Annotated in this window: 26 protein-coding genes and 1 tRNA gene; 6 read left to right on the top strand and 21 right to left on the bottom strand. The window is 39.9% G+C overall.

Annotated elements, in window-relative coordinates:
* Positions 1-80 precede the first annotated feature (80 nt).
* Positions 81-560 carry an SsrA-binding protein SmpB gene (gene smpB / locus J9318_RS04935; RefSeq protein ID WP_210561859.1) on the bottom strand — a complete coding sequence of 160 codons (480 nt, stop codon included), beginning with the start codon at positions 558-560 and terminating at the stop codon, positions 81-83.
* A gap of 110 nt (positions 561-670) precedes the next feature.
* On the opposite strand from smpB, the gene J9318_RS04930 reads away from it, so the two are divergent.
* Both J9318_RS04930 and J9318_RS04925 read left to right on the top strand, forming a co-directional pair.
* Positions 671-1,102 carry a type II toxin-antitoxin system RatA family toxin gene (locus J9318_RS04930; protein ID WP_210561857.1) on the top strand — a complete coding sequence of 144 codons (432 nt, stop codon included), beginning with the start codon at positions 671-673 and terminating at the stop codon, positions 1,100-1,102.
* Positions 1,095-1,442 carry an RnfH family protein gene (locus J9318_RS04925; protein ID WP_210561855.1) on the top strand — a complete coding sequence of 116 codons (348 nt, stop codon included), beginning with the start codon at positions 1,095-1,097 and terminating at the stop codon, positions 1,440-1,442. Before J9318_RS04930 ends, J9318_RS04925 begins: the two co-directional genes overlap by 8 nt.
* Positions 1,443-1,502: 60 nt before the next feature.
* On the opposite strand, the gene J9318_RS04920 is transcribed toward J9318_RS04925, so the two are convergent.
* From J9318_RS04920 to J9318_RS04890, 7 genes are all read right to left on the bottom strand, one after another.
* On the bottom strand, positions 1,503-1,847 hold the full coding sequence (locus J9318_RS04920; RefSeq protein ID WP_210561847.1) for an outer membrane protein assembly factor BamE: 345 nt from the start codon (positions 1,845-1,847) through the stop codon (positions 1,503-1,505).
* A 128-nt stretch (positions 1,848-1,975) separates the two neighbouring features.
* Positions 1,976-3,178, bottom strand: coding sequence for a dipeptidase (locus tag J9318_RS04915; protein WP_210561846.1), 1,203 nt, complete (start codon positions 3,176-3,178; stop codon positions 1,976-1,978).
* A 94-nt stretch (positions 3,179-3,272) separates the two neighbouring features.
* A complete protein-coding gene (locus tag J9318_RS04910) occupies positions 3,273-3,815 on the bottom strand; it encodes a hypothetical protein (protein ID WP_210561844.1) in 543 nt (180 codons plus the stop codon).
* Between the two features lie 48 nt (positions 3,816-3,863).
* Positions 3,864-4,634 (bottom strand): FlgO family outer membrane protein, encoded by a 771-nt coding sequence (locus J9318_RS04905; RefSeq protein ID WP_210561842.1) that lies wholly within the window; start codon positions 4,632-4,634, stop codon positions 3,864-3,866.
* A gap of 28 nt (positions 4,635-4,662) precedes the next feature.
* Complete coding sequence (locus tag J9318_RS04900) at positions 4,663-5,475, bottom strand: FlgO family outer membrane protein (protein ID WP_244731902.1); 813 nt, start codon at positions 5,473-5,475, stop codon at positions 4,663-4,665.
* A 9-nt stretch (positions 5,476-5,484) separates the two neighbouring features.
* Positions 5,485-6,093 (bottom strand): FlgO family outer membrane protein, encoded by a 609-nt coding sequence (locus J9318_RS04895; RefSeq protein ID WP_210561840.1) that lies wholly within the window; start codon positions 6,091-6,093, stop codon positions 5,485-5,487.
* Positions 6,094-6,155: 62 nt separating this feature from the next.
* Positions 6,156-6,231 (bottom strand) — tRNA-Arg (locus tag J9318_RS04890).
* 235 nt (positions 6,232-6,466) lie between these two features.
* Here J9318_RS04890 and J9318_RS04885 point away from each other — a divergent pair.
* The 3 genes from J9318_RS04885 (at position 6,467) to suhB (ending at position 10,234) form a co-directional block, all read left to right on the top strand.
* Complete coding sequence (locus tag J9318_RS04885; RefSeq protein WP_210561839.1) at positions 6,467-8,776, top strand: YgiQ family radical SAM protein; 2,310 nt, start codon at positions 6,467-6,469, stop codon at positions 8,774-8,776.
* 106 nt (positions 8,777-8,882) lie between these two features.
* Positions 8,883-9,242, top strand: coding sequence for a DUF2750 domain-containing protein (locus J9318_RS04880; protein WP_210561837.1), 360 nt, complete (start codon positions 8,883-8,885; stop codon positions 9,240-9,242).
* A 185-nt stretch (positions 9,243-9,427) separates the two neighbouring features.
* Positions 9,428-10,234 (top strand): inositol-1-monophosphatase, encoded by an 807-nt coding sequence (gene suhB / locus J9318_RS04875; protein ID WP_210561835.1) that lies wholly within the window; start codon positions 9,428-9,430, stop codon positions 10,232-10,234.
* Positions 10,235-10,286: 52 nt separating this feature from the next.
* Here the strand turns inward: suhB and J9318_RS04870 are convergent, their stop codons facing one another.
* The 13 genes from J9318_RS04870 to acnB all read right to left on the bottom strand — a co-directional run bounded on the left by J9318_RS04870 (position 10,287) and on the right by acnB (position 24,555).
* Positions 10,287-13,052: a CHASE domain-containing protein gene (locus J9318_RS04870; protein ID WP_210561833.1), complete on the bottom strand. Its 2,766-nt coding sequence runs from the start codon at positions 13,050-13,052 to the stop codon at positions 10,287-10,289.
* Between the two features lie 173 nt (positions 13,053-13,225).
* Positions 13,226-13,564, bottom strand: coding sequence for an ISC system 2Fe-2S type ferredoxin (fdx, locus tag J9318_RS04865; RefSeq protein ID WP_210561831.1), 339 nt, complete (start codon positions 13,562-13,564; stop codon positions 13,226-13,228).
* A gap of 24 nt (positions 13,565-13,588) precedes the next feature.
* Positions 13,589-15,448 (bottom strand): Fe-S protein assembly chaperone HscA, encoded by a 1,860-nt coding sequence (hscA, locus tag J9318_RS04860; protein ID WP_210561829.1) that lies wholly within the window; start codon positions 15,446-15,448, stop codon positions 13,589-13,591.
* Between the two features lie 23 nt (positions 15,449-15,471).
* Positions 15,472-15,990, bottom strand: coding sequence for a co-chaperone HscB (gene hscB, locus J9318_RS04855; protein ID WP_210561827.1), 519 nt, complete (start codon positions 15,988-15,990; stop codon positions 15,472-15,474).
* Positions 15,991-16,072: 82 nt separating this feature from the next.
* Entirely contained in the window at positions 16,073-16,396 is a 324-nt protein-coding gene (gene iscA, locus J9318_RS04850) for an iron-sulfur cluster assembly protein IscA (protein ID WP_210561826.1), read from the bottom strand.
* Between the two features lie 61 nt (positions 16,397-16,457).
* A complete protein-coding gene (gene iscU, locus J9318_RS04845) occupies positions 16,458-16,841 on the bottom strand; it encodes a Fe-S cluster assembly scaffold IscU (RefSeq protein WP_210561818.1) in 384 nt (127 codons plus the stop codon).
* Between the two features lie 97 nt (positions 16,842-16,938).
* On the bottom strand, positions 16,939-18,153 hold the full coding sequence (locus J9318_RS04840) for an IscS subfamily cysteine desulfurase (RefSeq protein ID WP_210561816.1): 1,215 nt from the start codon (positions 18,151-18,153) through the stop codon (positions 16,939-16,941).
* A gap of 44 nt (positions 18,154-18,197) precedes the next feature.
* The gene (gene iscR / locus J9318_RS04835; protein ID WP_210561814.1) at positions 18,198-18,668 is read right to left on the bottom strand and encodes a Fe-S cluster assembly transcriptional regulator IscR; all 471 of its coding nucleotides are present in this window, start codon (positions 18,666-18,668) and stop codon (positions 18,198-18,200) included.
* A 219-nt stretch (positions 18,669-18,887) separates the two neighbouring features.
* Positions 18,888-19,697, bottom strand: coding sequence for a serine O-acetyltransferase (gene cysE, locus J9318_RS04830; RefSeq protein ID WP_210561812.1), 810 nt, complete (start codon positions 19,695-19,697; stop codon positions 18,888-18,890).
* Between the two features lie 22 nt (positions 19,698-19,719).
* Positions 19,720-20,442, bottom strand: a complete 723-nt coding sequence (gene trmJ / locus J9318_RS04825) for a tRNA (cytosine(32)/uridine(32)-2'-O)-methyltransferase TrmJ (RefSeq protein ID WP_210562374.1) — start codon at positions 20,440-20,442, stop codon at positions 19,720-19,722.
* Between the two features lie 189 nt (positions 20,443-20,631).
* Entirely contained in the window at positions 20,632-21,303 is a 672-nt protein-coding gene (locus J9318_RS04820) for an SOUL family heme-binding protein (protein WP_210561810.1), read from the bottom strand.
* 103 nt (positions 21,304-21,406) lie between these two features.
* Positions 21,407-21,841 (bottom strand): DUF2177 family protein, encoded by a 435-nt coding sequence (locus J9318_RS04815; RefSeq protein WP_210561798.1) that lies wholly within the window; start codon positions 21,839-21,841, stop codon positions 21,407-21,409.
* A 119-nt stretch (positions 21,842-21,960) separates the two neighbouring features.
* The gene (gene acnB, locus J9318_RS04810) at positions 21,961-24,555 is read right to left on the bottom strand and encodes a bifunctional aconitate hydratase 2/2-methylisocitrate dehydratase (RefSeq protein WP_210561796.1); all 2,595 of its coding nucleotides are present in this window, start codon (positions 24,553-24,555) and stop codon (positions 21,961-21,963) included.
* A 420-nt stretch (positions 24,556-24,975) separates the two neighbouring features.
* On the opposite strand from acnB, the gene J9318_RS04805 reads away from it, so the two are divergent.
* A complete protein-coding gene (locus J9318_RS04805; RefSeq protein WP_244732032.1) occupies positions 24,976-26,346 on the top strand; it encodes a Na+/H+ antiporter NhaC family protein in 1,371 nt (456 codons plus the stop codon).
* Positions 26,347-26,363 lie beyond the last annotated feature (17 nt).

The raw sequence follows: 26,363 nt of genomic DNA, 5'->3' as shown, positions 1-26,363 counted from the left end.
CATTACTTTTATTTCCTAGGTTATAAGAACATCAAAACATACAAAAAATTTCAACTTCCAAAATATTAATTATTGCCGTGCTAGCGACCTGAATGTTTCATTAATCGCTCTTTTTGGCGACCCCAGTCTCTGTCTTTGATATCAGCACGTTTATCTTGGCTATGTTTACCTTTTGCTAGATGAAATTCAACTTTCACCCAACTTTTTTTCCAATACATTGCCGTTGCAACAAGCGTATAACCTTGACGTTCTACTGCGCCGACAAGTTCCATGATCTCACGTTTTTTAAGTAATAACTTGCGATAACGATTTGGCTCGCAAACAACGTGGCTTGATGCTTGGTTTAATGGCTGAATTTCAGAGTTTAATAAAAACACTTCTCCGTTTTTTAAATACACGTAAGTATCGGAGATATTAACCTTACCTTCGCGAATACTTTTAACTTCCCACCCTTGCAATTCGATACCGGCCTCGAACTTTTTATCAAGCTGAAATTCGTGGCGCGCCTTCTTGTTTAAGGCAATTGTATTTGATGGATTTTTTGGTTTTTTCTTAGCCATAATTACTTCTTTAATGAATACTCATCGATTATAACCATTTATACGTTATTTTCTATGTAAGTTTGTTAGAATAACGACCAACAATCAATGATAAGTGTTAAGTAGGAGCCATGCCAAAACTTTCACGCAGTGCGTTAGTCATGTATAGCTGTGACCAAATGTATCAGTTAGTCAACGATATCGAATCATATCCGCAGTTTATTCCTAACTGCGCCGATGCTATCTGTAAAGTTATCTCAGCAACCGAATTAGAAGGTTCATTGTTAATTAACAAAGCCGGTATTAGCAAGTGGTTTACCACTAAAAATGAACTAGTCTCTAATCGTATTATTAATATGACATTAGTAAATGGTCCATTTAAATATTTAACAGGTAGTTGGACCTTTACCGAATTAGACAGTAACGCTTGTAAAGTAGAACTACAATTAGACTTTGAGTTTTCCTCAAAGATGATTGAATTGGCATTCGGTAAAGTATTTAATCATGTTACCACCAGTATGGTAACCGCGTTTACGCAAAGAGCAAAACAAGTTTATGTCTGAAAAAATTACTATTGAAGTCGCCTACGCACTACCAGAAAAACAATCTTTACTGGAGCTGCAGGTGAACAAAGCTGCAACGGTTGAGGAAGCTATAAATACCAGTGGTATTTTAGTGAGTCATCCAGAGGTTGATCTGTCTGTTTTGAAAGTCGGCATTTGGTCAAAAACATGTAAATTAGACGCTAACTTAAGAGACGGCGACCGTATTGAAATATATCGCCCGCTCATTGCAGATCCAAAAGAGGTCCGTAAACGTCGCGCTGAAAAAGCAATTCAAGAAGGACGCGCGGATAAAGTCACCGGTGGTAGACCAAACCCTCGTAAAAAAGCCGAAGATTAACTTCGGCTTTTATCTCACCCTGCACTGTAGAGCGGCAAGTGATTTAGTGTCTAACGGTTATTAGCCTTCTAACGGCGTATTAAAGTCTTTGGGTTGATCAAAATCACCCGTCACCTTGTTAACCTTGCCATCTACAAAGTGAACGATTAGCTCTTTCTTAACAAACTCGTCACTTTTGCCTAAACGAATGGTATAAACATAGTGCCAATCATCATCACGAAAAGAATTCGAGACAACAGGAGTACCAAGTACATATTTAACTTGTTCCTTGGTCATTTCGACACGAAGTTTATCTATGTCTCTTGTGTTCAAGTAATTACCTTGAACAATATCGTATTTATAAACCCAACTACTACAGCCAGAAACAACCGTTAAGGTTAATAAAATTAAAAAAATCTTTTTCATGCCATTACTACTTTATAAGATTGATAGTGTGTCGCTATTGGAACTATGCCCTAGCAAAAAGTTCCGTCATACTAGCAGATAAATATCCGATAGGTAAGGCAGAATGTACGCTAGGGCTATTCAAAGTACTACATTGATGCCGCTACTTTTTCAACTTCTTTCCACACACGCATAAAGTTACCTGATAATACTTTTTTAATCTCTTGTTCGGTATAGCCACGGTTTAACAAACCTTGAACAAGGTGCGGGAAGTAAGAAACGTCTTTTAAGTCACGTGGCAACGAGTCACCTACACCATCAAAATCTGATCCGATACCAACATAGTCAATACCAACCAGGCTTTTTACATGATCAATATGATCTAACACTGTATCTAACGACGCAAACGGGTATGGGTTTTCTTTACGGTAAGCTTCTGCAATCTCATTAGCTTTAGGCTCGCCCCACTTGGTGCCAGCTTCTTCAAACTTTTTGCTTAAATTGTCTTGCCAATCTCTAGTTTCTTGAGACACAAAACTAGAACCGAAGTTTATTTGAATAACACCACCATTTTTTGCCAGTGCCTTAATCATTTTATCATCCATATTACGCTCAAAGCCTGGTGTAAAACGACGCAATGACGAGTGTGACGCTATAGCTGGAGCCTTTGTTATTTCGATAGCTTGATAAAAAGCAGCATCCGAAACGTGTGAAATATCAACCATTACGCCAAGCTTGTTCATTTCAACAACTAACTCTTTACCAAATGGGCTTAGACCTTTCCAGTTTCGACGCAAATCGTATGATGAGTCTGAGATATGGTTTGATAGAGAATGCGCTAACGTGATGTAGCGAATACCGCGATCATAAAACATTTTTAAATTGTCTAGACTACCCGCAATTGGACTGCCGTTTTCCATTCCCATTGGCAATGAAATAAGCCCTTTTTTAAAGTGCTCTTCTACATCTTTTGTTGAATAAGCTACAGCAAATTTTGAAGGGGCGCGCGCGGCAATAGCCTCTACTGAATCGATAAGTTGGTGCGCAAGTTGTACCCCATAGTCTTTACCCGGCCCTTCCATTGTTGCAGGAAGATAAATTGACATAAACGGCGCATTGAGGCCGCCTTTTTTGGCACGAGGGTAGTCAAAATCACCTTTGGCAGTAGCTACTGTAACATCTTCCCATCGTCTATTTATACGATATGGCACGTCAATATGGCTATCAACAATAATTGTATTTTGAGCGATATCTTTGGCCTTTTGAGACACTTCGATGGCATTCACTTGGCTTGATGACAGAAATGACAAGGCCATAGCAGCATAAATAGCAGTAACGGATAACGACTTCATAATATTCCCTATTTTGTAATAATTAATAAAGATGCAGAGCTAGAATAGATTTTCTTATTTAAACACTTTTAAAAACGATATGAAACTAACTTAGTTAGTCAAAGCGGATGCCGTCTATATAATTAAAAAAGAAGTAGTCTGTTACCGTGGATTTATTGCCAAGCGTCTGTTTTATATTGCCATTCTCATCCATTAGTTGCAGTTTTAAGTACACTTTATTATTTTCTAAAGTTACTTCAGGTTGGATAACCCAGACAGGTCGAATGGGAGATGAATTTGATTTATTAACGAATTGGTACGCTTCAATACGATTTAAAACAAACTCATTAATAATTTCATTGGCGCGAGTTTGGTATACCGCTTTTTTTATTTTGCCTCGAACTGGCAACAATTTGAGTTTTGGAGTTGATGTCTCCGCTTCAATATGTGGTGCTAGCTGGTCATATAGCTTATTTACTTCGGCTTCAACTAATAAGTAGTATTTAAGACGAGTATAAAAAGGATCAAGTAAGTCGGCCGGCGACCCTAGCGTACGACGCTGCTCTTCTATTTCATCTAACTGATGCTTTGTATACTCAGTAACGTTAAATACCGTTTTAGTCACAACGGTAGGAGGTAACGAAGCGCAACCACTCATGAACAAAGTCGTAAGTAAACAGGGCAACCGCTTCTTCATCAGCTGACTCTATAATACGATTTGTTTGGCGTTATGAGGAATAACAGTATCTAAAATAAAGTAAGGGATAAATCCACTCGCCGTTGATATAACCCACTTATTGTCAAAATTAACAATACGAGCGTTTATTAACAGACCTGTTTGTTGATACATAATTGTGCCTGTTAGTACGTGTGTCATCGATTCTGCACCACCGAGTTTGTCCGCATTGCGTGAAAATACAAAGTCACCTTGTGGTGTGACACTTATGGCACTTTTTACCTTGTAATCTGAAACGGTAAAGCCGTTTTGAAAAAGCTCCGTTGTAAAATGCTCTGCCACAATATTACCGACAGGCGTTAACGTTCCTAAGTCATTACTAAAATCAACAAACGAGGTAATACCAACAACGGCATGCTTGGTCTCATTCGATAAATTTGCTATTAACTTGTTCGATATTTGCTCAACATACTCACTGAGTAATACCGAGTGTTGATTACCGGTTAAGCCATGTTGCGGGATATAAACCATGTTGTCCTCAGCTCTCACTTTGGGTTCTGGTGAGTACTGTGACTTTACTGGTTTTGCGGCTATTACCTTATTCTCAGAAGGACCATCAAAAGCGTCGAACTGACCAATATTAGGTGGGCAATCGATAATATCACCCTTTTTGTTCATGCAAATATCTTCGTTTTTAACTTCAACCACGACCTCGGGCTGAGGCGTTAATGAGCATGCCGATACAATAGTGGCGATACAAATGCTTAACGACAATTTAATTTTCAGGTTATTAAATTTCATATATACCTTCTTGCTTCGAGTCATTTTATTAATCGACTGAGCGTTGCGTACTACTTAATGGAATACCGTCATTAAAGCCACTAGACACAAGCTGATTTACAACATTATTAGGTAAAAATCCTTGCGCTGATGCGACAACGGCTTTGGACTCAACACCTATCACTCTTGCATTCACTAAATAGCCACTAAGTTGTTTTGTCAATGTTCCTGCAACGGCATATTTAATAGGTAAGTCGCCTTCTAATTCAAGGTAGTCTTTACTAAAAATAAAGTCTCCATCTGGCGTAACTCTTACAAAATCAGTCGCTTTAAAATCAATAACCGGAATGCCAAATTTGTGCACTTCGTGAATGAAGCTTTCTGACAGTTGCTTGCCTAAAATATCGGCATATTGAAAATTGCTATCTAACATCACAAAGCTGGTCACCGCTATTGGCGTACTCGCGTTCACATATTTCATGTTTGAAACTAGGTCTTGCATTAAACCTCGAACATAAAAATTAATGTTTTTATCACGACTTGAACGATTTGGCTGATTTCGACCAATTTCGTTCATTCTTGTGAGTAGATGTTGGCGGTAATCGTTTTGAAACTTAAGGCTTGCATCACTTGCCGACGGCACTTGTTCACTATCAATACGAGACTTTTGTTGTGAAACCTCACCTGAGTTAGCTAACTCTTGATCATTGTTCGCTGTATCAGTCATGTTTTGTTCTTCGTCGACCACTGCTACATGTTCAATATTTTCTTCATGACTATAAGAATCTTCCCAAGACCAATCAGACATTGAAGAACAAGCGGCCAAATTTGTTACGATTAATGCGGTAATAATTTTTTTCATTGCTTGCTCCTAGTATTCGCCACGATAAAGTTGTTCATTTTTAAGCTTCACCTTTTCATGGCTCCACATTGTATTCATTGGAATATAATCTGTTGCGGCTGCAACAACGGTCTTGTCAGACAGGTCGATCAGTCTGGCATTAACAATTAATTCATTTTCTTGCTGGATGTAATGGCCTACTAGTAAGTAATCGGCCGTAACATTTTTTTCTAAACTATTTACGTTTCGACTCATAAAAATATCAGCCGTAGGCGCAATATCCGCCTGCGTTTGAACTTTAAACTCAGTGACTTTAAGCCCGGCTTGCGTTAAAAACGTTACTAAACTTTCTTGAATTTGAATGCCAAAAGGGGCAATGGATCGATTGGTTTCCATCGATAATGTATCAGATGGCAAAAATGTGCCTACTAATATAGGCTGACTGACATTAAATTGATTAGTCGTGTTTAGCAACTGACGAGCTAATTGTTCAACGTGATAATGAAAAGACTGACCTTGGCGACTAGGCTCGTATTGCTCATACCCCTTTTCTACTGGGGGATTTTGCAACTCAGCCAGACGCTCAATCGTCGTACAACCCGCTAAACTAATCACCATGATTAATAACAACAGTTTCATAAATTTAAAGCCTAAAATGAAATACTGAGTTTATTAAAGCAATTAAAGTGCCAGTTTAAACCTGGCGTCCCCTACAGGACTTGAACCTGTATCTAAGGCTTAGGAGGCCCTTGTTCTATCCAGTTGAACTAAGGGGACATTTTAGTTTGAACTAATTTACACAGTATCAAAAACCTTTAGCAACTATTATTTTATAATTGTCCGTTTAATCACATCGAATCATTTAAATTTGTCTATTCCTCAAACAGATAGCCCTGTGTCTAAAAAATATACGATTAATTTCTCTAATGCTTTTCACCTTTAGCCTAAAAGTCTGTATAATCGCGCGTCCATTCACAGCTACTGTGAACTTGAATCTATATAGGTAGTCCAAATGCAAGCAAACAAAGCCCGACCAACTTCTCCAATTAAGCCGCCCGCGGCCACGGTAAAAACCGATAAAAAACTTTGGGACTATCCAAAGTATTGGGCTGAATGTTTTGGACCTGCACCTTTTTTACCGACCACACGCGAAGAAATGGACCTACTCGGTTGGGACAGTTGTGATGTTATTATTGTTACTGGTGACGCTTATGTCGATCATCCAAGTTTCGGTATGGCTGTTATTGGCCGTATGCTTGAAGCACAAGGTTTCCGTGTTGGCATAATCGACCAGCCTGATTGGCATAGCAAAGACGACTTTATGCGTTTAGGAAAGCCAAACCTGTACTTCGGCATTACCGCTGGCAACATGGACTCAATGATTAACCGTTACACCGCCGATAGAAAACTTCGTCACGACGATGCGTACACACCTGATAACATAGGTGGAAAACGTCCCGATAGAGCGGTAACCGTTTATTCTCAGCGTTGTCGCGAAGCTTTTAAAGGCGTGCCAATTGTAATAGGTGGAATTGAAGCGAGTCTTCGTCGAATTGGTCACTATGATTATTGGTCAAACAAAGTGCGTCGTTCTGTTATTTTTGATTCTAAAGCTGACATGCTTATCTTTGGTAACGCCGAACGCCCGCTTGTAGAAATTACGCATCGCTTAGCCAAGGGCGAAGATATAAAAGAAGTTAAGAATGTTCGTGGCACCGCAATTGTTGTTAAGGAAGCATTACCTGATTGGCAAGGTATTGATTCTACGCATATCGATAAGCCTGGTATCATCGACCCTAAGTTGAACCCTTATCAAGAGTACGATGCCAATACCTGTAGTAATAAAGACGAAGCTATTCAAGAAAGTGCTGCCGATGCAACCGGCGTTAGTCAAGCGGTTGTTGTGCAGCCGTACGATCGTCAAAAATCAAAATCTCAATTACGCAGACCATGGGATAGAGTCTATGTAAAACTTCCTGCCTTTGAAGTAGTCTCGCAAAATGAAGTGCTTTACGCACACACTAACCGAATTTTGCATCAAGAAACGAACCCAGGTTGCGCAAAAGCATTAATGCAACGCCATGGGGACAGAAGCGTTTGGATTAACCCGCCAGCATTTCCATTAGAAACAGAAGAGATGGACTTTGTTTTTGGTATGCCATTCGCACGAGTTCCGCATCCAAAATACGACGGCAAAAAAATTCCAGCTTATGACATGATTAAAACCTCAGTGAATATCATGCGTGGTTGTTATGGCGGCTGTACTTTCTGTTCAATTACAGAGCACGAAGGTCGCATTATTCAGAGTCGTTCAGAAGACTCGATCATTAACGAAATCGAGCAAATTAGAGATACAGTTCCAGGCTTTACTGGTGTTATTTCTGACTTAGGCGGACCAACGGCCAACATGTACATGTTGCGTTGTAAATCTGAAAAGGCAGAAGCCACATGTCGACGTGCATCCTGTGTTTATCCAGACATTTGTAGTCATATGGATACTGACCACGAACCGACGATTAATCTATATCAACGAGCGCGTGAATTGCCTGGCATTAAGAAGATCTTAATTGCATCTGGTGTTCGCTACGATTTAGCGGTTCAAGATCCGCGTTACGTAAAAGAATTGGTAACTCATCATGTTGGTGGTTATTTAAAAATTGCACCAGAGCACACAGAACAAGGTCCTTTGTCAAAAATGATGAAGCCAGGCATGGGCAGTTACTATCAATTTAAAGAGCTTTTCGAAAAGTATTCAAAAGAAGCTGGAAAAGAGCAGTACTTAATACCGTATTTTATTGCGGCACACCCTGGAACAGAAATTCAAGATATGATCAATTTGGCATTATGGTTAAAAGAAAACCGTTTCCGCTTAGATCAGGTTCAGAATTTCTATCCATCGCCAATGGCTACTGCAACAACTATGTATCACACTGAAATTGATACGTTACATAAAGTTAAAAAGCAAAATGACGTTGTGCCTATTCCTCGTGGCGAAAAAGAACGACGCTTACACAAGGCGATATTGCGTTATCACGATCCACAAAACTGGAAAATGATCCGTCACGCTCTAAAAGAAATGGGTTTAACTAAGCTTATTGGTCATGGTCCTAATCATTTAGTGCCTCCTGCGTCGCCAAATGAAGAGAACCGCAGCAAAGGGAACGGTGGACGTAAGCCTCAAGTTGGCGCAAACAAAGGTCAAAGAGCGCTTACACGTCACTCTGGTTTACAGCAGTTTGATAATAAGCCTAAAGCGAAGGGTAAAACAGCGGGTAAGTCTTCGGGCCGCCCACCAGCTAAAAAGAAGCCTAGCCGAATTTAAGTATTATCACGCTTTGATAGCGCCCCTATTTTATAAACTAGTTTGAATTGAGCCTTTTAAAGAAGGCTCTTTTTATATAAAACACTAACGAATTTAGAGAACAAATATGAAGAATGACAGCACAACAATTAATGAATTTTTTGAAGAAGTAAAAGCGACCCAAATGATTTGGGCCCTGCACGACAAAGACTCTGAAGGCTGGGTGATAGTCGATTCGATTCAATTTGAAGATACAGATGTAATTTTACTTTGGTCTCGTGAATCTATAGCTCAAAAAAGCTGTACAGAAGAATGGGCAAGTTATACGCCGACGCAAATTTCCGTTGCGGAATGGTTAGAGTTTTGGGTAGAAGACTTAAGCCAGGACAATATTATTGTTGGGCTTGATTGGCAAGACGATGGTGAGTGCCCAGAACTGGAGCTTGGTGAGTTCAGTCAACGTATTGCAGACCTAGAAAAATTATAGGTTTTCGTCGAATTGGGTTTACTTTTGTAGAAAAATCTCTACAATGCGCGCCTGATTAAAAAACGTTCTTTAGTAATTTGGAATATTAGTGCGCACACCTCTCTTTATTTGAGTTTAGGTGGGGCTTTTTTTGGCTTTTTTACTACTATTCTTTATTACGTTCTTTTCAAAAATAGGTGATTGTAATGCAACCGATGTTAAACATCGCAGTCCGTGCTGCGCGAAATGCTGGTAAAATTATTGCTAAAGCATATGAGCAATTAGATATGGTTAAGTCAGAGCTGAAAGGCGCTAATGACTTTGTAACCAACGTAGATATTGAAGCGGAGCAAGCAATCATCTCTACAATTCAGGCTTCATACCCTGATCATTCATTTGTTGCAGAAGAAAGCGGTGTAATCGCTGGCAATTCAAAATACCAATGGATTATCGACCCTCTAGACGGCACAACAAACTTTGTTAAAGGTATTCCTCACTTTGCGGTTTCTATCGCGCTAAAAGTTGATGGTCGCCTTGAGCAAGCGGTCGTATTTGATCCTATTCGTGGTGAGTTATTCTCTGCATCAAAAGGTGCTGGCGCTCAGTTAGACGGAAAACGTATCCGTGTATCCAAAGCAAAAGACTTATCAGGTACTGTATTAGCAACTGGCTTCCCATTTAAACAAAAGCATCAAATTGAAGCATATTCGAAAATATTCAATGACTTGTTCCTACAGGTAGCTGATATGCGTCGTGCAGGCTCAGCTGCGCTTGACATCTGTTATGTCGCTGCAGGTCGTGTTGAAGGATTTTTTGAAATTGGTTTACGTCCTTGGGATACAGCGGCAGGCCAGCTTATCGCACAAGAAGCCGGTGCGGTAGTTTCAGATTTTGAAGGTGGCAACAACCACGACAAGTCTGGCAATATTGTTGTAGCAACACCAAAGGTACTAGGTGCGATTCTTAAATCAATACGCCCACACCTTAATGATGGTTTACGCACGCTTCGTTAAGAATGGGTACCTGATACTTAGTATCAGCGAAGTCTAAATTGAAAAAGCCAGCTTATTGCTGGCTTTTTTGTTTATCACACAAGAGCTTTTTAACCACCCTGTCCAACTCTTCTAACATGAACGGCTTTGTTACGTAGTCGTTTACACCTAATATCTTGGCATATTCCCTATCTTCCTCACTCACGCTTGCACTTATAATAACCACTGGAATAGAGGCGAGTTCAAGGGTCTTTTTCATTTCTCGTATCATAGAAAAGCCATCTAACACCGGCATGTGCAGGTCAACAAAAACAATGTCTGGCTTATGCAGAGCTAAATAATCTAACCCTTGCTGACCGTCATCAGCTAAGTGAGACTTCACTTGTAACAGTTCTAATTGCTTGTTTGCGATTAGTTGATTTATTTTGTTGTCTTCAACAACTAAGGCACTAAACTTCATACCTCGCTTTGACGAGTTTATTGAATATGATGCTGTATCTTTTTCATTGTCTATCATTTCTGATTCTTGTAGTTTAACCGGCATCAAAATCTCAAAACTTGTACCTTGGCCTTCAAGGCTGTAGACGTCAATACTTGCCCCCATAGCGTCGCATAACTGCTTAACAATCGCTAATCCCAAGCCTGTGCCACCAAACTCTCTAGTTGTAGACTCATCGGCTTGAGTAAAGCTTTGAAAAAGTGATTCAACCTTGTTTTGTGGAATTCCAATACCTTCATCTTTCACTTTAATGAAGAGTTGGCCTGAGCTTCCCTTAACATTTTTTAAACTAGCCGCTAAAGTCACACTTCCAATCGCAGTAAATTTAACGGCGTTATCCACTAAATTCATTAGGACTTGTTCTAATCTAACGGAGTCGCCGATGACTTGATAAGTATCAAGATTGTTTTTATCTATTATAAGTTTTACACCTTTTGAGTGCGCTTTTTCTTTTAATAGATTAAAAATCGTGTCTACTGAACGTCCTACGTCAAATGCCTTACTTTCCAGAACAATTTTGTGTTCTGATATTTTTGAAAAATCGAGCACGTTATTAATAATGCCTAATAAAAACTTTGATGAATTCAGTATTTGTTCAAAAAACTCAGCAGATTTTTTACCACTATGATCATTCATTCCTAATTGTGCAAAACCAATAATTGCATTTAGCGGTGTTCGATATTCGTGGCTCATATTTGCCAAAAAGCGACTTTTAGCCTCGTTCGCTTTTCTCAGCTCTGCATTCTTGTCACTTAACTCTTTAGTTTTACTTTCAACTTTTGATTCAAGCATTTCACTCAAGTTCGTCATTATGATGATGAATATCACACTAAAACTACTTACTAAACAGCCAATAACAATTATCAGCCAGCTAGACCAGTCTACCGAAGCGTTATCAAATTCTGATGTACTTGAGTAGAGCACGAGTAAGTTAGTATCAAAAAATGAATATGTTGAACTGTGCTTAAAGAGTGCCTCTTCGCGATAGTCTGAATTAAAGAAAGCCGTTGTCTGCTGGTCTTGTAAATACTGAGTTTGAAATACGAAGTGTTTTTTCATCGTGTCATCGTACATGCTTAAAACAAGCTGATCTAACTCCAGCGCAACTTCGAAAACACCTAACAACTTATTTTCACGAACACCCTCTTCGGGAGTCGTTCCGCCGTCAAAATAAGGGTAGTAAACAATAACCGTATTAAATTTCTCAACCTGTTGTACTAATGATAACTGCGGAGATACCGCCATTGTACCGCTATTGATGGCTTTTTTTACCGTCTCGCCGACAATACTATGAGGACGAACATCTAATCCTATTGCTGCACTATTTAAGGCTTGTGGCTCAGAGTATAGGATCGGCAAGTAATAATCTTGTTGCTCTGCCACAATAAACTCACCATCAACAAAGTGCTTAATCGTATAACCCTCAAACTCATTCGCTGATATTCTGTTTTGAAACTCATCACGATTTTCATCTAAAATTTTAGGGAGCCAGGCTATCGCTCTAATTTTAATTGCAGGATTGTTAATGCTGTGGGTAAAACCTTTAAACTCTTCTCTGCTAACCTTTGTACTACTATCGAATAAGCCTTTTAAAGCAACGAGCTGCTGGGTAATTGTATTTTCTATTAAGTTAACTTTTTGAGAGAACGCAACAGTTTCTGTAACAAAATTTTCATGTCGGGTGTCTTCATAGTTTGTTCTTGATAAATGAAAGACAAACGAAACTAGTAAAAACAGCATCAAAGCGGGAATGGCGATTTTAAGGCGATCTTTTTTTTGCTGGTAAAAGTCATTGTCAAAAACAGATAACATGACTGGCGTAAAAAAGATAACGCCGAGAAAGTCCCCTATCCACCACGTGAGGGCAATAAACAATGTTTGACTAATCTCGATATCATTGGCTAAAGATATTGCCGTAGTATTAATTAAAGAAGCCACCAAACAAGATACAGGGCCAACGACCGCTAAAAATTGAATCACACTTTTTAGGCTGGTTGCCTTAATAGGCACATGACAAAAACGCGTCAGAAGGTATTTTGTAACGATTAATTGTAATGAGGTGCCGAACGCTAAAACTGCGGGTAATACAAAAAGTTGATAAGAAAACGGGACTTCAGCGCTATAGGCAACTTGGTAGTTTGCAAACAGTGAAGCCAAAAATACACCGACAATGGCCCAGCCACCAAAAATAAGATAGCAGGCTAAACCAATACCGGCCGCTGGCCATATTGCACTTGCAAAGCCAGGTGGTATTGCAAATAACAATCCTAACTTTGCGAATAAGTAATAGCTAAAAAACGCGACTAATACTATTACACTTTTGTTTTCTGAAAGACCCAAATTAACTTCCTATAATTTAAATTCAACAGCAAAGTCAGCTATATAAATTATTATTTAGTCTTCTTAACAATTTACTGATATATGCTAAGTCTGTCATTAGTTTTTTCCTAAAAACAAAGCCCAATCATTTTTGATTGGGCTTATCACAGAGTATAGTTTGTTTATGCTAAATATTAATGATTTTCTTTAGCGTGATTTAAACTATATTTTGGGATCTCTACCACTAAGTCTTCATCTCTAATAATAGCTTGGCAACCTAATCGAGATTCTGCTTCTAATCCCCATGCTTTATCAAGCATATCGTCTTCTAGTTCATCGCTTTCTTCTAATGAATCAAAACCTTCACGAACAATGATGTGACAAGTAGTGCATGCGCATACTTTTTCACAAGCATGTTCAATGTCTATATCATTTTTTAAGGCTACGTTAAGCACTGACTCGCCTTTCTCGCCTTCTAAAACAGCCCCATCTGGACAAAGATCAGCATGAGGTAAAAATATAATTTGTGGCATAGTTAAGTCTCTTCTTTCTAAATTTTATACATCGTTGACAGAATGACCGGTCAACGCTTGTTTAATACTGTCTTCCATTCTTCTAGCTGCAAATGGCTGACTGATGTCATCTAAGGCTTTAATAGCTTGTTTAATTTTATCGCCATCAGTTTGTGATGTCGTTAATCTAAGTGCATTAATCGCCTGTTCAATTTCTGCTAATTCATCAGACTGTAACAGATGCCCTGACTCATTAATTGCCATTTCAATCGCTTCAATCATCCGAATTGCATCTACTTTTTTCTCCGCTAACATACGCGCGGCCATGTCTTCTCTCGCGTTAGACATTGAAGCTTTAATCATTTGTGCAATTTCAGACTGCTCTAAACCGTAAGAAGGCTTCACTTGAATGGAAGCTTCAACTCCAGTGGACTTTTCCATTGCTGTGACACTTAACAAACCATCGGCATCAATTTTAAACGTAACTCTAATTACCGCGATTCCCGCCGTTAATGGTGGAATACCTTTCAAAACAAAGCGCGCCAAACTACGACAGTCATCAACCATTTCGCGCTCACCCTGAAGAACATGGATCGCCATCATCGTTTGACCATCTTTATAAGTGGTAAACTCTTGCGCTCTAGCAACAGGAATTGTGGTATTTCGAGGTATTACTTTTTCAACCAATCCGCCCATAGTTTCTAACCCTAGAGACAATGGTGTTACGTCTAGTAATAGCATATCGGAGTCGGGCTTATTACCAACGAGCAAATCAGCTTGTATTGCTGCACCAATAGCAACCACTTCGTCTGGGTTAATCGAAGTTAGTGGAGGCTTGTTAAAAAACGTTTCAACTTGTTCTCTAACTAGGGGAACGCGCGTTGAACCACCAACCATTACAACTTCTAAAATCTCTTCAACATCAACTTCAGCGTCTTTTATAGCACGACGGCAGCTTCTCAAGGTTGATTTGACTAAGGTTGCAATTTCCGCTTCAAATTCAGACTTAGATATTTGCCCTTTAATTTCGCCTTCTGCTAGAGAAAGGTCAAACGTTACTACGTCTTGAGTGGTTAGTGACTCTTTTAACTCTCTACCAAGATCATACATCTTGCGAAGGCTTGTTGGACTCAATTTAACGTCTACGCTAGCGTTTTTAAGTAACAGCTTCACTATTGCGCGATCAAAATCATCGCCGCCTAGTGCTGAATCACCGCCCGTGGATAAGACTTCAAAAACACCTTTGTTTAAACGCAGAATGGAAATATCAAAAGTACCACCACCTAAGTCGTAAACTGCAATAACGCCCTCTTTTCCTGAGTCTAAACCGTAGGCGATTGCTGCCGCTGTTGGTTCGTTAATCAGACGAAGTACCTTAATGCCAGCTATCTCGGCAGCATCTTTGGTGCCATGTCTCTGTGCGTCATCAAAATAAGCAGGAACGGTAATTACTGCACCTTGTAAAGCATCGCCTAATGTAGCTACCGCTTGAGTATGAAGTTTGTTCAAGATCTCGGCTGAAACTTCAATTGGGTTTTTTTCGCCCTGACACGTTTGAATATTGACCGTGTGCTCTTTTTCAACAAACTGATAAGGTAAGTCACCATACAAACGGTTGATATCGGCTAATCCACGCCCTAAAAAGCGCTTTACCGATACCAATGTATTCTCAGGATCACTGGCTGCATTCTTTTTAGCTTGGTGACCGACGATAATTGAGTCTTGTAAATACTGTACTGCTGACGGTAACGACTTGTTACCTTCCTCATCAGCTAATACTTCTGGTAGACCGCTACGAACAGACGCAACAAGTGAGTTTGTTGTGCCTAAGTCTATACCTACTGCTAATTTATGCTCATGTGGATTGGTGCTCTGACCTGGTTCTGCTATTTGAAGTAATGCCATAATTAAACGTTAACTTTCCTAAATTAGTAGTCTAGTAACTTGTCTTCTAACGATTGCGCTTCGTCTTTTAACTTATAAATAAATCTTAGCTTTTTAACGGACAAGGCGGCTGCTTTGAAGTCTGTTTTATCAAAGTTTTTATTAAACTCTTCAGTGTACTGCGTGATCAGCTTTTTTACATCGTTGTAAAAAACATCAATTGCCGCTTCGGGATCTGATGACGATTCAATCTCTTCTAATTCCTCACGAAGCTCCATTTGCTGCATTAAAAACAAGCCATCACGAATTGTTTTTTGCTCATGTCGAACATCATGACCGTGCTGAGCAACCATATATTCTGCGCGGGATAGTGGGTGCTTCAACGTTTCGTAAGCATCATTAACTTCTGAAGCTTGTTGAACCGCCATTAGCTTTTGTTGGTCGCTACCATTTGCAAATTTATCTGGGTGCACTTGTTTTTGAATCGCACGAAAACGATCTTGAAGTAACACAAGATCTACGTCAAATTGGACAGGCAAATCAAACAATTCAAAATACCGCATGGTATACCTTTTATCGTCGTATTTAGAAACAAAGAAGGCCATACTTTACGTGATGGCCTTAATAATTCAGATCGGGTGGGGTTCAGACAGTAAAGCTCTCACCACAACCACATTCATCTTTTTGATTAGGATTAGTAAATTCGAAACCTTCGTTTAGGCCATTTTTTACGAAATCTAATTGTGTACCATCTAAATAAACTAAACTTTTCGCATCAACAATCACTTTAACGTCATTGTGTTCAAAGACTTCATCGCCTTCTTGCAACTCATCTACAAACTCAAGTACATACGCTAAACCAGAGCAGCCTGTTGTTTTAACGCCTAAGCGCAAGCCTAAGCCTTTACCACGATTCGCTAAAAAGGTTCTTACCCGGTCTGCTGCTGCATCCGTTAAACTGATTGCCATTACTACTATCCCAACTCTTTTAAATCAAAAAATACAAACTACTACAATTATTGTGACGAAATTACTCGCCACGCTTTGACTTGTAGTCTTCGATTGCTGCTTTGATTGCATCTTCCGCTAAAATAGAACAGTGAATTTTAACTGGCGGTAATGCTAACTCTTCTGCAATCTCAGTATTGCTAAGTGCTTGAGCTTGTTCAATTGATTTGCCTTTAACCCACTCAGTAACAAGTGAAGATGAAGCAATTGCAGAGCCACAACCGTATGTTTTGAACTTAGCGTCTTCGATAATACCGTTGCTGTCGATTTTAAGTTGTAACTTCATTACGTCACCACATGCTGGTGCGCCAACCATACCTGTTGCTATGCTTGGATCATTCTTATCAAACGAACCTACGTTACGTGGGTTTTCATAATGGTCGATTACTTTTTCGCTATAAGCCATTTTTAGCTCCTACACTGCTAGATGCAGTTTAATTTTGTTCAAGTTGGCGCTGAATTTAAAACCAACGCCATGTTGGTATTCTTAGTTCAATGAGCGACTAGTGCGCTGCCCATTCAATTTTTGATAAATCAACACCGTCTTTAAACATTTCCCAAAGCGGTGACATTTCGCGTAACTTATCAATAGAGTTATTTACCTGACCAATAACGTGGTCAATATCTTCTTCTGTTGTGAAACGTCCGATACTAAAACGAATTGAGCTATGCGCTAATTCATCAGATAAACCAAGTGCTCTTAGTACGTATGAAGGTTCTAAACTTGCTGATGTACATGCTGAACCTGAAGAAACGGCCATATCTTTTAGCGCCATGATCAAGCTTTCACCTTCAACAAAGTTAAAGCTCACATTAAAGATACCTGGGTAACGTTGATCCATGTCGCCGTTAATATAAGTCTCTTCAATATGCTTGATACCATTCCAAAGACGATCACGTAATTCGATGATGTGTTTCGTATCTTTTTCCATGTCTTCTTTTGCAACACGAGCGGCTTCGCCCATGCCAACAATTTGGTGAACGGCTAGTGTACCTGAACGGAAACCACGTTCATGACCACCACCGTGCATTTGCGCCTCTAAACGAATACGAGGTTTACGACGCACGTATAAGGCACCAATACCTTTCGGACCGTACATTTTATGTGCTGAAAATGACATTAAGTCTACTTTCAATTCTGCTAAATCAATTGCAACTTTGCCTGCGCTTTGTGCTGCATCAACATGAAAGATGATTTTACGTTCGCGACACATTTCGCCAATTTTTGCAATATCTTGCTTAACACCAATTTCATTATTGATATGCATGATGCTAACTAACACTGTGTCATCACGCATTGTTTTTTCAAGCAGGTCTAAGTCGATAAGACCGTTTGGTAAAACGTCTAAGTAGGTAACTTCGAAACCTTGACGCTCTAGCTCACGACACGTGTCTAATACGGCTTTATGCTCTGTCTTAGCAGTAATTACGTGCTTACCTTTTTTAGAATAAAAGTTCGCGGCGCCTTTTATTGCTAAGTTATTTGATTCTGTTGCACCCGAAGTAAAAACGATTTCTCTTGGGTCTGCATTAACTAATTCAGCCACGTTGTTACGTGCGATATCAACCAATTCTTCTGCTTGCCAACCATAGCGGTGAGAACGAGATGCTGGATTTCCAAACGTACCATCCATTGTAAGACAGTTCATCATTTGCTCTGCAACACGCGGATCTACTGGCGTTGTTGCTGCATAATCTAGATAAATAGGTAACTTCATTAATTTCTCCGCACTCTATTGTTTGCTTACAATAGTTAAAAAATTTATAGACTATCCGCGACAAAGCGAATTGAGGTGTTTTTCGAATCCTGACGCTCGGCAATGCGCTTAACATCTTTTTGGTCAACTAACTCACCAAGGGTGATGTTACTTAAAAAACTTTCGATTCGATCACTTAGGTTTTCCCACAACTTGTGAGTTAAGCAGCGAGAGCCACCTTGGCAATTTGCTTGGCCTGCACATTTAGTTGCATCCACGCTTTCATCAACAGCTGCTATTACTTCGTTAATAGAGATATCCGCGGCTTCTCTGCCTAAGAAATATCCACCACCTGGACCTCTAACACTATTTACAAGTTGGCTTTTACGAAGCTTGGCAAATAGTTGTTCTAAATACGACAGGGAAATCCCTTGGCGCTCAGAAATATCCATTAAAGGCACAGGACCATTAGACGCATGCAAAGCAACATCTAACATTGCGGTAACCGCATATCGACCTTTTGAAGATAGTTTCATTTAGAATCCTTAATTAGCCTGCTTAAAAACGCGCTACAGCCTGATTTACTTGGCTGCGCATTTTACAAACCTGAGTAAATTAGTCAAGTATTAATACCTGACTATTTTAGTAGGTTATTAACTAATTTCAATTTAAATATTGGAATAAAAGGCCTAAGTGTGTCCCGATATATTGCCAATAATTTATTGTATTTAGTTCAGTGATAGATTGTGTTGATATTAAATTGCGGGATCAAATCCTGCCATGCCAGCTTCGCGCTGTTTAGCTGCGGTTTGTTCCGCCTCTTTAAAATCGTCTTCAAGATCAATTTCTGGTAATGCTTTATCACACACATCGCCACCCATTTTGCATACTTCCGTACACAACGAAGCAATTTTTTCGTCCATTATTGAAATATGATCAACCATACGGCCAATAGCACTTGCGACCGGATCTGGATTGTCTGGAGAAACGGCATAGGCGTCAAATCCGTATTTTTCGGCTATTTTACTGCGCTTATCATGTTTCTCAGGCGCGGCTTTGGTAACAAGTCTGCCAGGTATGCCAACAACCGTTGCACCTTCTGGTACTTCTTTAACTACAACTGAATTTGAGCCAACTCGCGCATTTTTATTGATAACAATTGGACCTAGTATTTTTGCGCCAGCACCAACAACAACACCGTCTTTTAAAGTAGGATGGCGTTTACCACCATTCCAACTTGTTCCGCCTAAAGTAACGCCATGGTATACCGTAACGTCATCGCCTATTTCTGCCGTTTCACCAATGACAACGCCCATGCCATGATCGATAAAAAAGCGTCGACCAATTGTAGCGCCTGGATGTATCTCAACACCCGTAATCCATCGAGCAATTGTGGAGATAAACCTTGCTAACCATTTCCAATTGGCGAGCCATAATCGATGGCTGACTCTTTGCATCCAAATAGCGTGTAAGCCAGGATAATTAAAAAGAATCTCCATATTGCTACGCGCCGCTGGATCTCGGCTATACACACTTTTGATATCTTCTTTTATTCGCTCAAACATGGCTTTCTCTGTATGTTAGATTTTAGTCTTTGTTTTTTGTAATAGACGTCATGATGCCTCGAAGTATATTTAGCTCATGAGATTCAGGTCTTGCACGATTGAATAAGCGACGCAGCTTTGTCATTACTTGGCCAGGATGCTGTTTCACTATAAACCCAGTTTTTGTTAACGCTTCCTCTAAGTGAGAATAAAAGCCTTCTAGTTGTTCACTGTTAGGGTATTCAACATCGAGTGGTTCAAATTGACTTTGTTGTTCTTCAAGAAAGTTCATGCGAACTTCATAACTAATGGTCTGTACAGCCATGGCTAAGTTTAATGAGCTATAATCTGGATTAGCTGGGATATGCACATGGAACTGACATTGTTGAAGCTCTTCATTGGTTAAACCAGAGTTTTCGCGACCAAATACCAGTGCAACTTTATGTTGTTTTCCTTCGACTACGACTTTTTTGCCACACTCTCTTGGTTCAAGCATAGGCCAAGATAGTGTTCTTGAACGAGCGCTAGTCGCGATGGCTAAGCCACAATCAGAAATAGCATCTTTAAGTTCAGAAACAATCCTAGCGTTACCTAAAACGTCGGTAGCACCGGCAGCAAGCGCTGAGGCATGACTATCTGGCTCTTTTACAGGATCAACTAATACTAAATCAGACAACCCCATCGTTTTCATGGCTCGAGCCACAGAACCGATGTTGCCGGTGTGAGAGGTGTTTACTAGTACTATTCTAACGTTATCTAACATGATCTTTGATTCTACTTACAATTAGTCTCAGGGCTTGAATACGCGCGAGTTTAACACAAAGCATAGGAGAGATTAAAACACTGTCATTATATTTAAATGATAAAAGCCTGAGATCGAGTTATTTCAGGCTTAGATTGCGACTGTTGTACGGATTCAATACAACTAAAAACTATATTTGTTGTCGCAATTACACTATTTAATTGGTACTAGGATTTCATTTTTACGGTACATAGGCAGCGTCATTGGCCCATTGTAAGCCGCCGTGTAAGGCTTTCCTACAACGGTGTAGTCCGTTTTCTTCAACCAATCCAGTAATATTTTAGTATGTTTCTCTACATTACTATCACTTAACGTCCAGCTAAAAGTAATTGCGGCTACTTTATAGTTCTTAACTTCAGATACAATCACCTTGCTATTGTTAGGTGTAGGAGTAGTTGCATAAGTAAAGTCGGCTGGCATTACAAAGGACATTGCGTTGCCTTGTAAGTTTTTAACCGCATCGTTGTTCATAAATACAGGGGCCGTCATCGCAATTTTTGTCCCCTGCTCTTTAATACCGGAGGCATTTTCTGATGCGTCATTACCCATGTAAACAGGTGCGGTCATCGCAATTTCTTTTTGTCCTTTATTGTCGCCAGCGATATAGTTAAATAAGCGTCGAAAGGCGCTATTTCTTCCACCATCATCCATACTTGTTGAGACCAAAACCATTGATTTATATTCACGGATTTCAAGCTGAGTTTCAGTTTTGGAGTCAATATCTGTTTTTATTAAATCATATGGCGCTGATTCAACTCCGGCTTCACCCACAATGGAGCATCCTGCTAAAAATGCCATCGCTATTACGGTAAGTAGTTTTTTCACTATATTTTCTGCCTCGATTATTCATTTATTTATAGACGGCTGTCGCTCATCGAATCTGCTATAAGCGTTAGTACGAGGCAAGCTACTAAAAGTATCAACTTTTTTATAATAAATCCGTTCTCATTTTTTGAAATCCAACCCATCCGGCCATCGCACTGACACTTGTCAAAAATATTCCCCAAGACCAGTCGATCATCATGATAAATAAAGAGAAACCTTCAATAATGCTATAGTTTGTTAAATTATATGCGCCGTAGCTGGCCAAGCCCAATAGTGCGCCATCAATGCCAGCGTAATAAATAGGTTTATCTCTATTGGCGACAACAGCTAATACGAAGGTCACACCGCCATATAAAAAATAAAACACTAACCATGGCCATACAATAAAGTCTGCTCTCATTAATTTCTGCATTTCTTGCTGATACCAATCCCCCGATATCACGCTAAACCAGATTAAGTCTAAAAGCCCAAAACAAAGCAATATGGCTATCATAGATACAACAATACTTGATAAAAATCGGACGATGTTGTCTCGCATAGATTTGCTCCAATTACAATTTAATAAATACAAAGATCAAAAAAGGCACAACAATGTGTGCCTTTTATTATGCGCAAACTTTACTTACGTTTGCTAGCTAATTAACTGTTAAGTAACAATTAAACCGCTTTTTGAATAATAACTTTTTCAGCTTTATCCGTGTATTGCGTCATCTTATGGAAGTTCAGGTAACGGTATGTATCCGCAGCCGTCGTATCTATGTGCTTCGCGTATTCCATGTACTCTGCAACTGTTGGGATTTTGCCCATGATTGCGCCAGCCGCTGCTAGTTCAGCAGACGTTAGGTATACATTTGCACCTGTACCAAGACGGTTCGGGAAGTTACGAGTAGAAGTAGAAAGTACTGTAGCACCATCTGCAACACGCGCTTGGTTACCCATACATAGTGAACAACCAGGAGTTTCGATACGAACCCCAGCTTTACCATATGTGAAGTAGTAACCTTCTTCTGTTAACTGGTCACGGTCCATCTTCGTTGGTGGAGCAACCCAAGTACGAGTTGGTAATACACCGCCAAAGTTCGCCATTAATTTACCAGCAGCACGGAAGTGGCCAATGTTAGTCATACAAGAACCAATGAATACTTCATCAATGCTAGTGCCCGCAACGTCAGATAACAGTTTCGCGTCATCTGGGTCATTTGGACAACAAACAATAGGCTCTTTAATATCGTTAAGATCGATTTCTAGCACGTGTGCGTATTCTGCATCAGCGTCCGCTTCCATCAATGACGGGTTGTCTAACCACTCTTGCATTGCGTTGATACGACGCTCAATAGTACGTACATCACCGTAACCCTCAGAGATCATCCACTTAAGCATAACGATGTTAGAGTTTAAGTACTCAGCAACCGCTTCTTCGTCCATCTTGATTGAACAACCAGCAGCAGAACGTTCTGCAGAAGCATCAGATAATTCGAATGCTTGCTCAACTGTTAAGCCTTTAAGGCCTTCGATTTCAAGAACACGGCCAGAGAATTCGTTTACTTTACCTGCTTTAGCAACAGTAAGTAGACCTTCTTTGATTCCGTAGTAAGGGATTGCATGAACAAGGTCACGTAACGTGATGCCCGGTTGCATTTCACCTTTAAAACGAACCAATACTGATTCAGGCATATCAAGAGGCATAACACCTGTTGCTGCAGCAAATGCCACTAGACCAGAACCGGCAGGGAAAGAAATACCAAGAGGGAAACGAGTATGTGAATCACCACCAGTACCAACTGTGTCTGGTAACAACATACGGTTTAACCATGAGTGAATAACACCGTCACCTGGACGAAGTGATACACCGCCACGGTTCATGATGAAGTCTGGTAATGTATGATGCGTGTTAACATCAACTGGCTTAGGATAAGCAGATGTGTGACAGAAAGACTGCATTGTTAAATCAGCTTGGAAACCAAGACATGCAAGATCTTTAAGTTCGTCACGAGTCATAGGACCTGTTGTATCCTGTGAACCAACCGTAGTCATCTTAGGCTCACAGTACTGACCTGCGCGAACACCTTCAACACCACAAGCTTTACCAACCATTTTTTGAGCTAGCGTGTAACCTTTTGTTGATTCCGCTGTATCAGTTGGTAATGCAAAAATATCTGTCGCTTCAAGACCTAATACTTCACGAGCACGTGTTGTTAGACCGCGGCCGATGATTAGAGGGATACGACCACCAGCACGAACTTCATCTAACAATACTTTTGATAGCTCAAAAGTAGAGATAACTTCGTCAGTACCAGAGCGTTTAACAACGCCTTCATATGGGTAAATGTCGATTACATCGCCCATTTCCATTTTTTGAACGTCTAATTCAATCGGTAGTGCACCTGAGTCTTCCATTGTGTTGTAGAAGATTGGAGCGATTTTACCGCCTAAACAAACACCACCAGCACGTTTGTTTGGTACGTGAGGAATATCATCACCCATGAACCATAACACTGAGTTAGTTGCTGACTTACGAGAAGAACCTGTACCAACAACATCACCAACATACGCTAGTGGGATACCATCTTCTTGAAGTTGTTTAATTTGTTCGATTGGACCGATAGTGCCAGGCTGATCAGGATTAATACCTTCACGTTCCATCTTCAACATTGCTGTTGCGTGTAGTGGAATATCCGGACGAGACCATGCATCTGGCGCAGGAGATAGGTCATCAGTGTTTGTTTCGCCAGTTACTTTAAATACTTTAACTGTGATTTTTTCTGCAACTTTTGGCTTATTTAGGAACCATTCTGCATTTGCCCAAGACTCTAAAACCGATTTTGCTGTTTCATTGCCAGCATCAGCTTTATCTTTAACATCGAAGAATGCGTCAAACATTAACAATGTTTTCTTAAGGCCTGTTGCTGCTGTTTCTGCAAGTTTCGCATCATCTAGCAAGTCAATCATTGGCTGGATATTGTAACCACCTAGCATTGTTCCTAATAACTCAGTCGCTTTGTCAGCGCTAAGGATTGGAGAACTAGCTTCACCTTTTGCAACAGCGGCTAAAAAGCCCGCTTTAACATATGCTGCATCGTCAACACCTGGAGGTACGCGATTTGATAAAAGGTCTAAAATGAATTCTTCTTCGCCTGCAGGCGGGTTTTTAATTAGCTCTACTAAGTCAGCTACTTGAGCTGCATCTAGTGGCTTAGGAACGATACCTTCGGCGGCACGTTCTTCAACATGTTTACGATATTCTTGAAGCACAGTTATGTCCTCTTGTTATATATAGGTGTTACTTCGCACAAAGTAACTATAGACATGAATGTCAGAAAGCGGGTAATTATAGAGACTGGAACTGCTAAAAGGAATAACCTGAATGATATTTAACTATATTTTCAATATAAATATGCGTGATATAGCGACAAGTTAAATTGCCACTCTGCTTCAACTCCAAATTAGACAGGGCATAGCGACGTTTTTAATGTTTACTTTTGAATCATACACTTGCTGAAAAAACATACGAAAGTTTAATCAAATACTGAGTAAAAATAAATTGTAGATACAAATACCCGTACGGATGTCGATAATGAACTCACTTTAGCTATGTTTGACTGTATTTTAGTATGGTATAAAAGAACCAATTTTTGTGTATATCATAACTGGGGAATGTTTGTGTCTGAATGGATGACCATTTTACCGCCACTATTAGCGGTTGTTGTAGTACTTTGGAAAAAAGAAGTAATCTTAGCGCTTCTTGTTGCCATCTTTTGTTCTGAATTGTTGCTAATACTCGGTTCAGAAGGTTTGCAGCCAGCTTTGACTGAATTTTCAATCGCCAGCGTAGAGCGTGTTATTGGCGTCTTTGGCTCACCGGACAATACTCGAATATTAACTTTTTCAATGTTAGTGGGCGCTTTACTAGGTTTTATGCGTTATTCAGGTGGCGTGACGGCTACCGTTGAGTTCCTGATCAAAAAGGGCATAAGCGGTACAGCTCGTCGAGCTAGAATGTTACCTTTTCTAACCGGTGTAGTGATTTTTATAGAGTCCAATTTATCAGTATTAATGTCAGGCATTATCTCTCGAGGGCTGTTTGACAAATTCAACATGAGTCGAGCTCGACTTGCATATATCATCGACAGTACAAGTGCACCAATTTGTATATTAATTTTGATGAATGGTTGGGGAGCCTATGTGCTTGGATTAGTAAGCAGTTACGAACTTGAACAATCAGCTGTATCCACTCTAATCCAAACAATCCCGCTTAATTTTTATGCGTTAATTACCATTGCCATTGTGCTGTACACCATTATTGCTGATAAAACTCACGGACCAATGAAAGAAGCCGAAGCAAATCCTAAGCAAGCATTGGAAACAACAGACATAGAAATAAAAGCCTCTAAACCTCGTTTTATGTTAATTCCATTATTTACTATGTCTGTATCTATGGTTGGATTTATGTTTTGGACTGGCAATGGCAGTTTTACCGACGGTTCAGGCTCTCGTTCCGTGCTTTATGCCACAGCACTTGCTGCTTTAGTAGCGTATGTGATGATGATCACAAGCGGTCGCTTTAGTCATAAAAAAATGACCGAGATTAGCTTTAAAGGCATGAATGAATTATTACCTCTTGTAGTGATTGTATTATTCTCATTAGCTCTTGGGGCAAGTTTAAAAGAACTTGGTACTGGTAAGTTTATCGCTGGCATTGTTGCAGGAAATATCCCACTGTTTTTGATTCCTGCGCTTATTTTTGTCGCTGGCGGTTTGATGTCTTTCTCTACCGGAACATCTTGGGGGACCTTTGCGCTGTTAATTCCAATTGGAATGCCACTGGTTGTTGAGCTTGGTTTACCCGCGCCGCTGATCCTATCTGCAATATTAGGTGGCGGCATTTTTGGCGATCACTGCTCACCTATTTCTGATACAACTGCTGTATCGGCGGTTGCTTCAGGCTGTGACTTGCTAGAGCACGTAAAAACTCAATTGCCTTACGCCCTTACCGCAGGTGGCTTAACGGTTGTATTTTATATTATTGCCGGTCTGGTAATGTAACCATATGAGGCGCTAAC

Origin of the sequence: Psychrosphaera aestuarii (assembly GCF_017948405.1) — a bacterium.
GTDB lineage: Bacteria > Pseudomonadota > Gammaproteobacteria > Enterobacterales > Alteromonadaceae > Psychrosphaera > Psychrosphaera aestuarii.
This window is presented reverse-complemented; position numbering and strand designations above follow the sequence as displayed.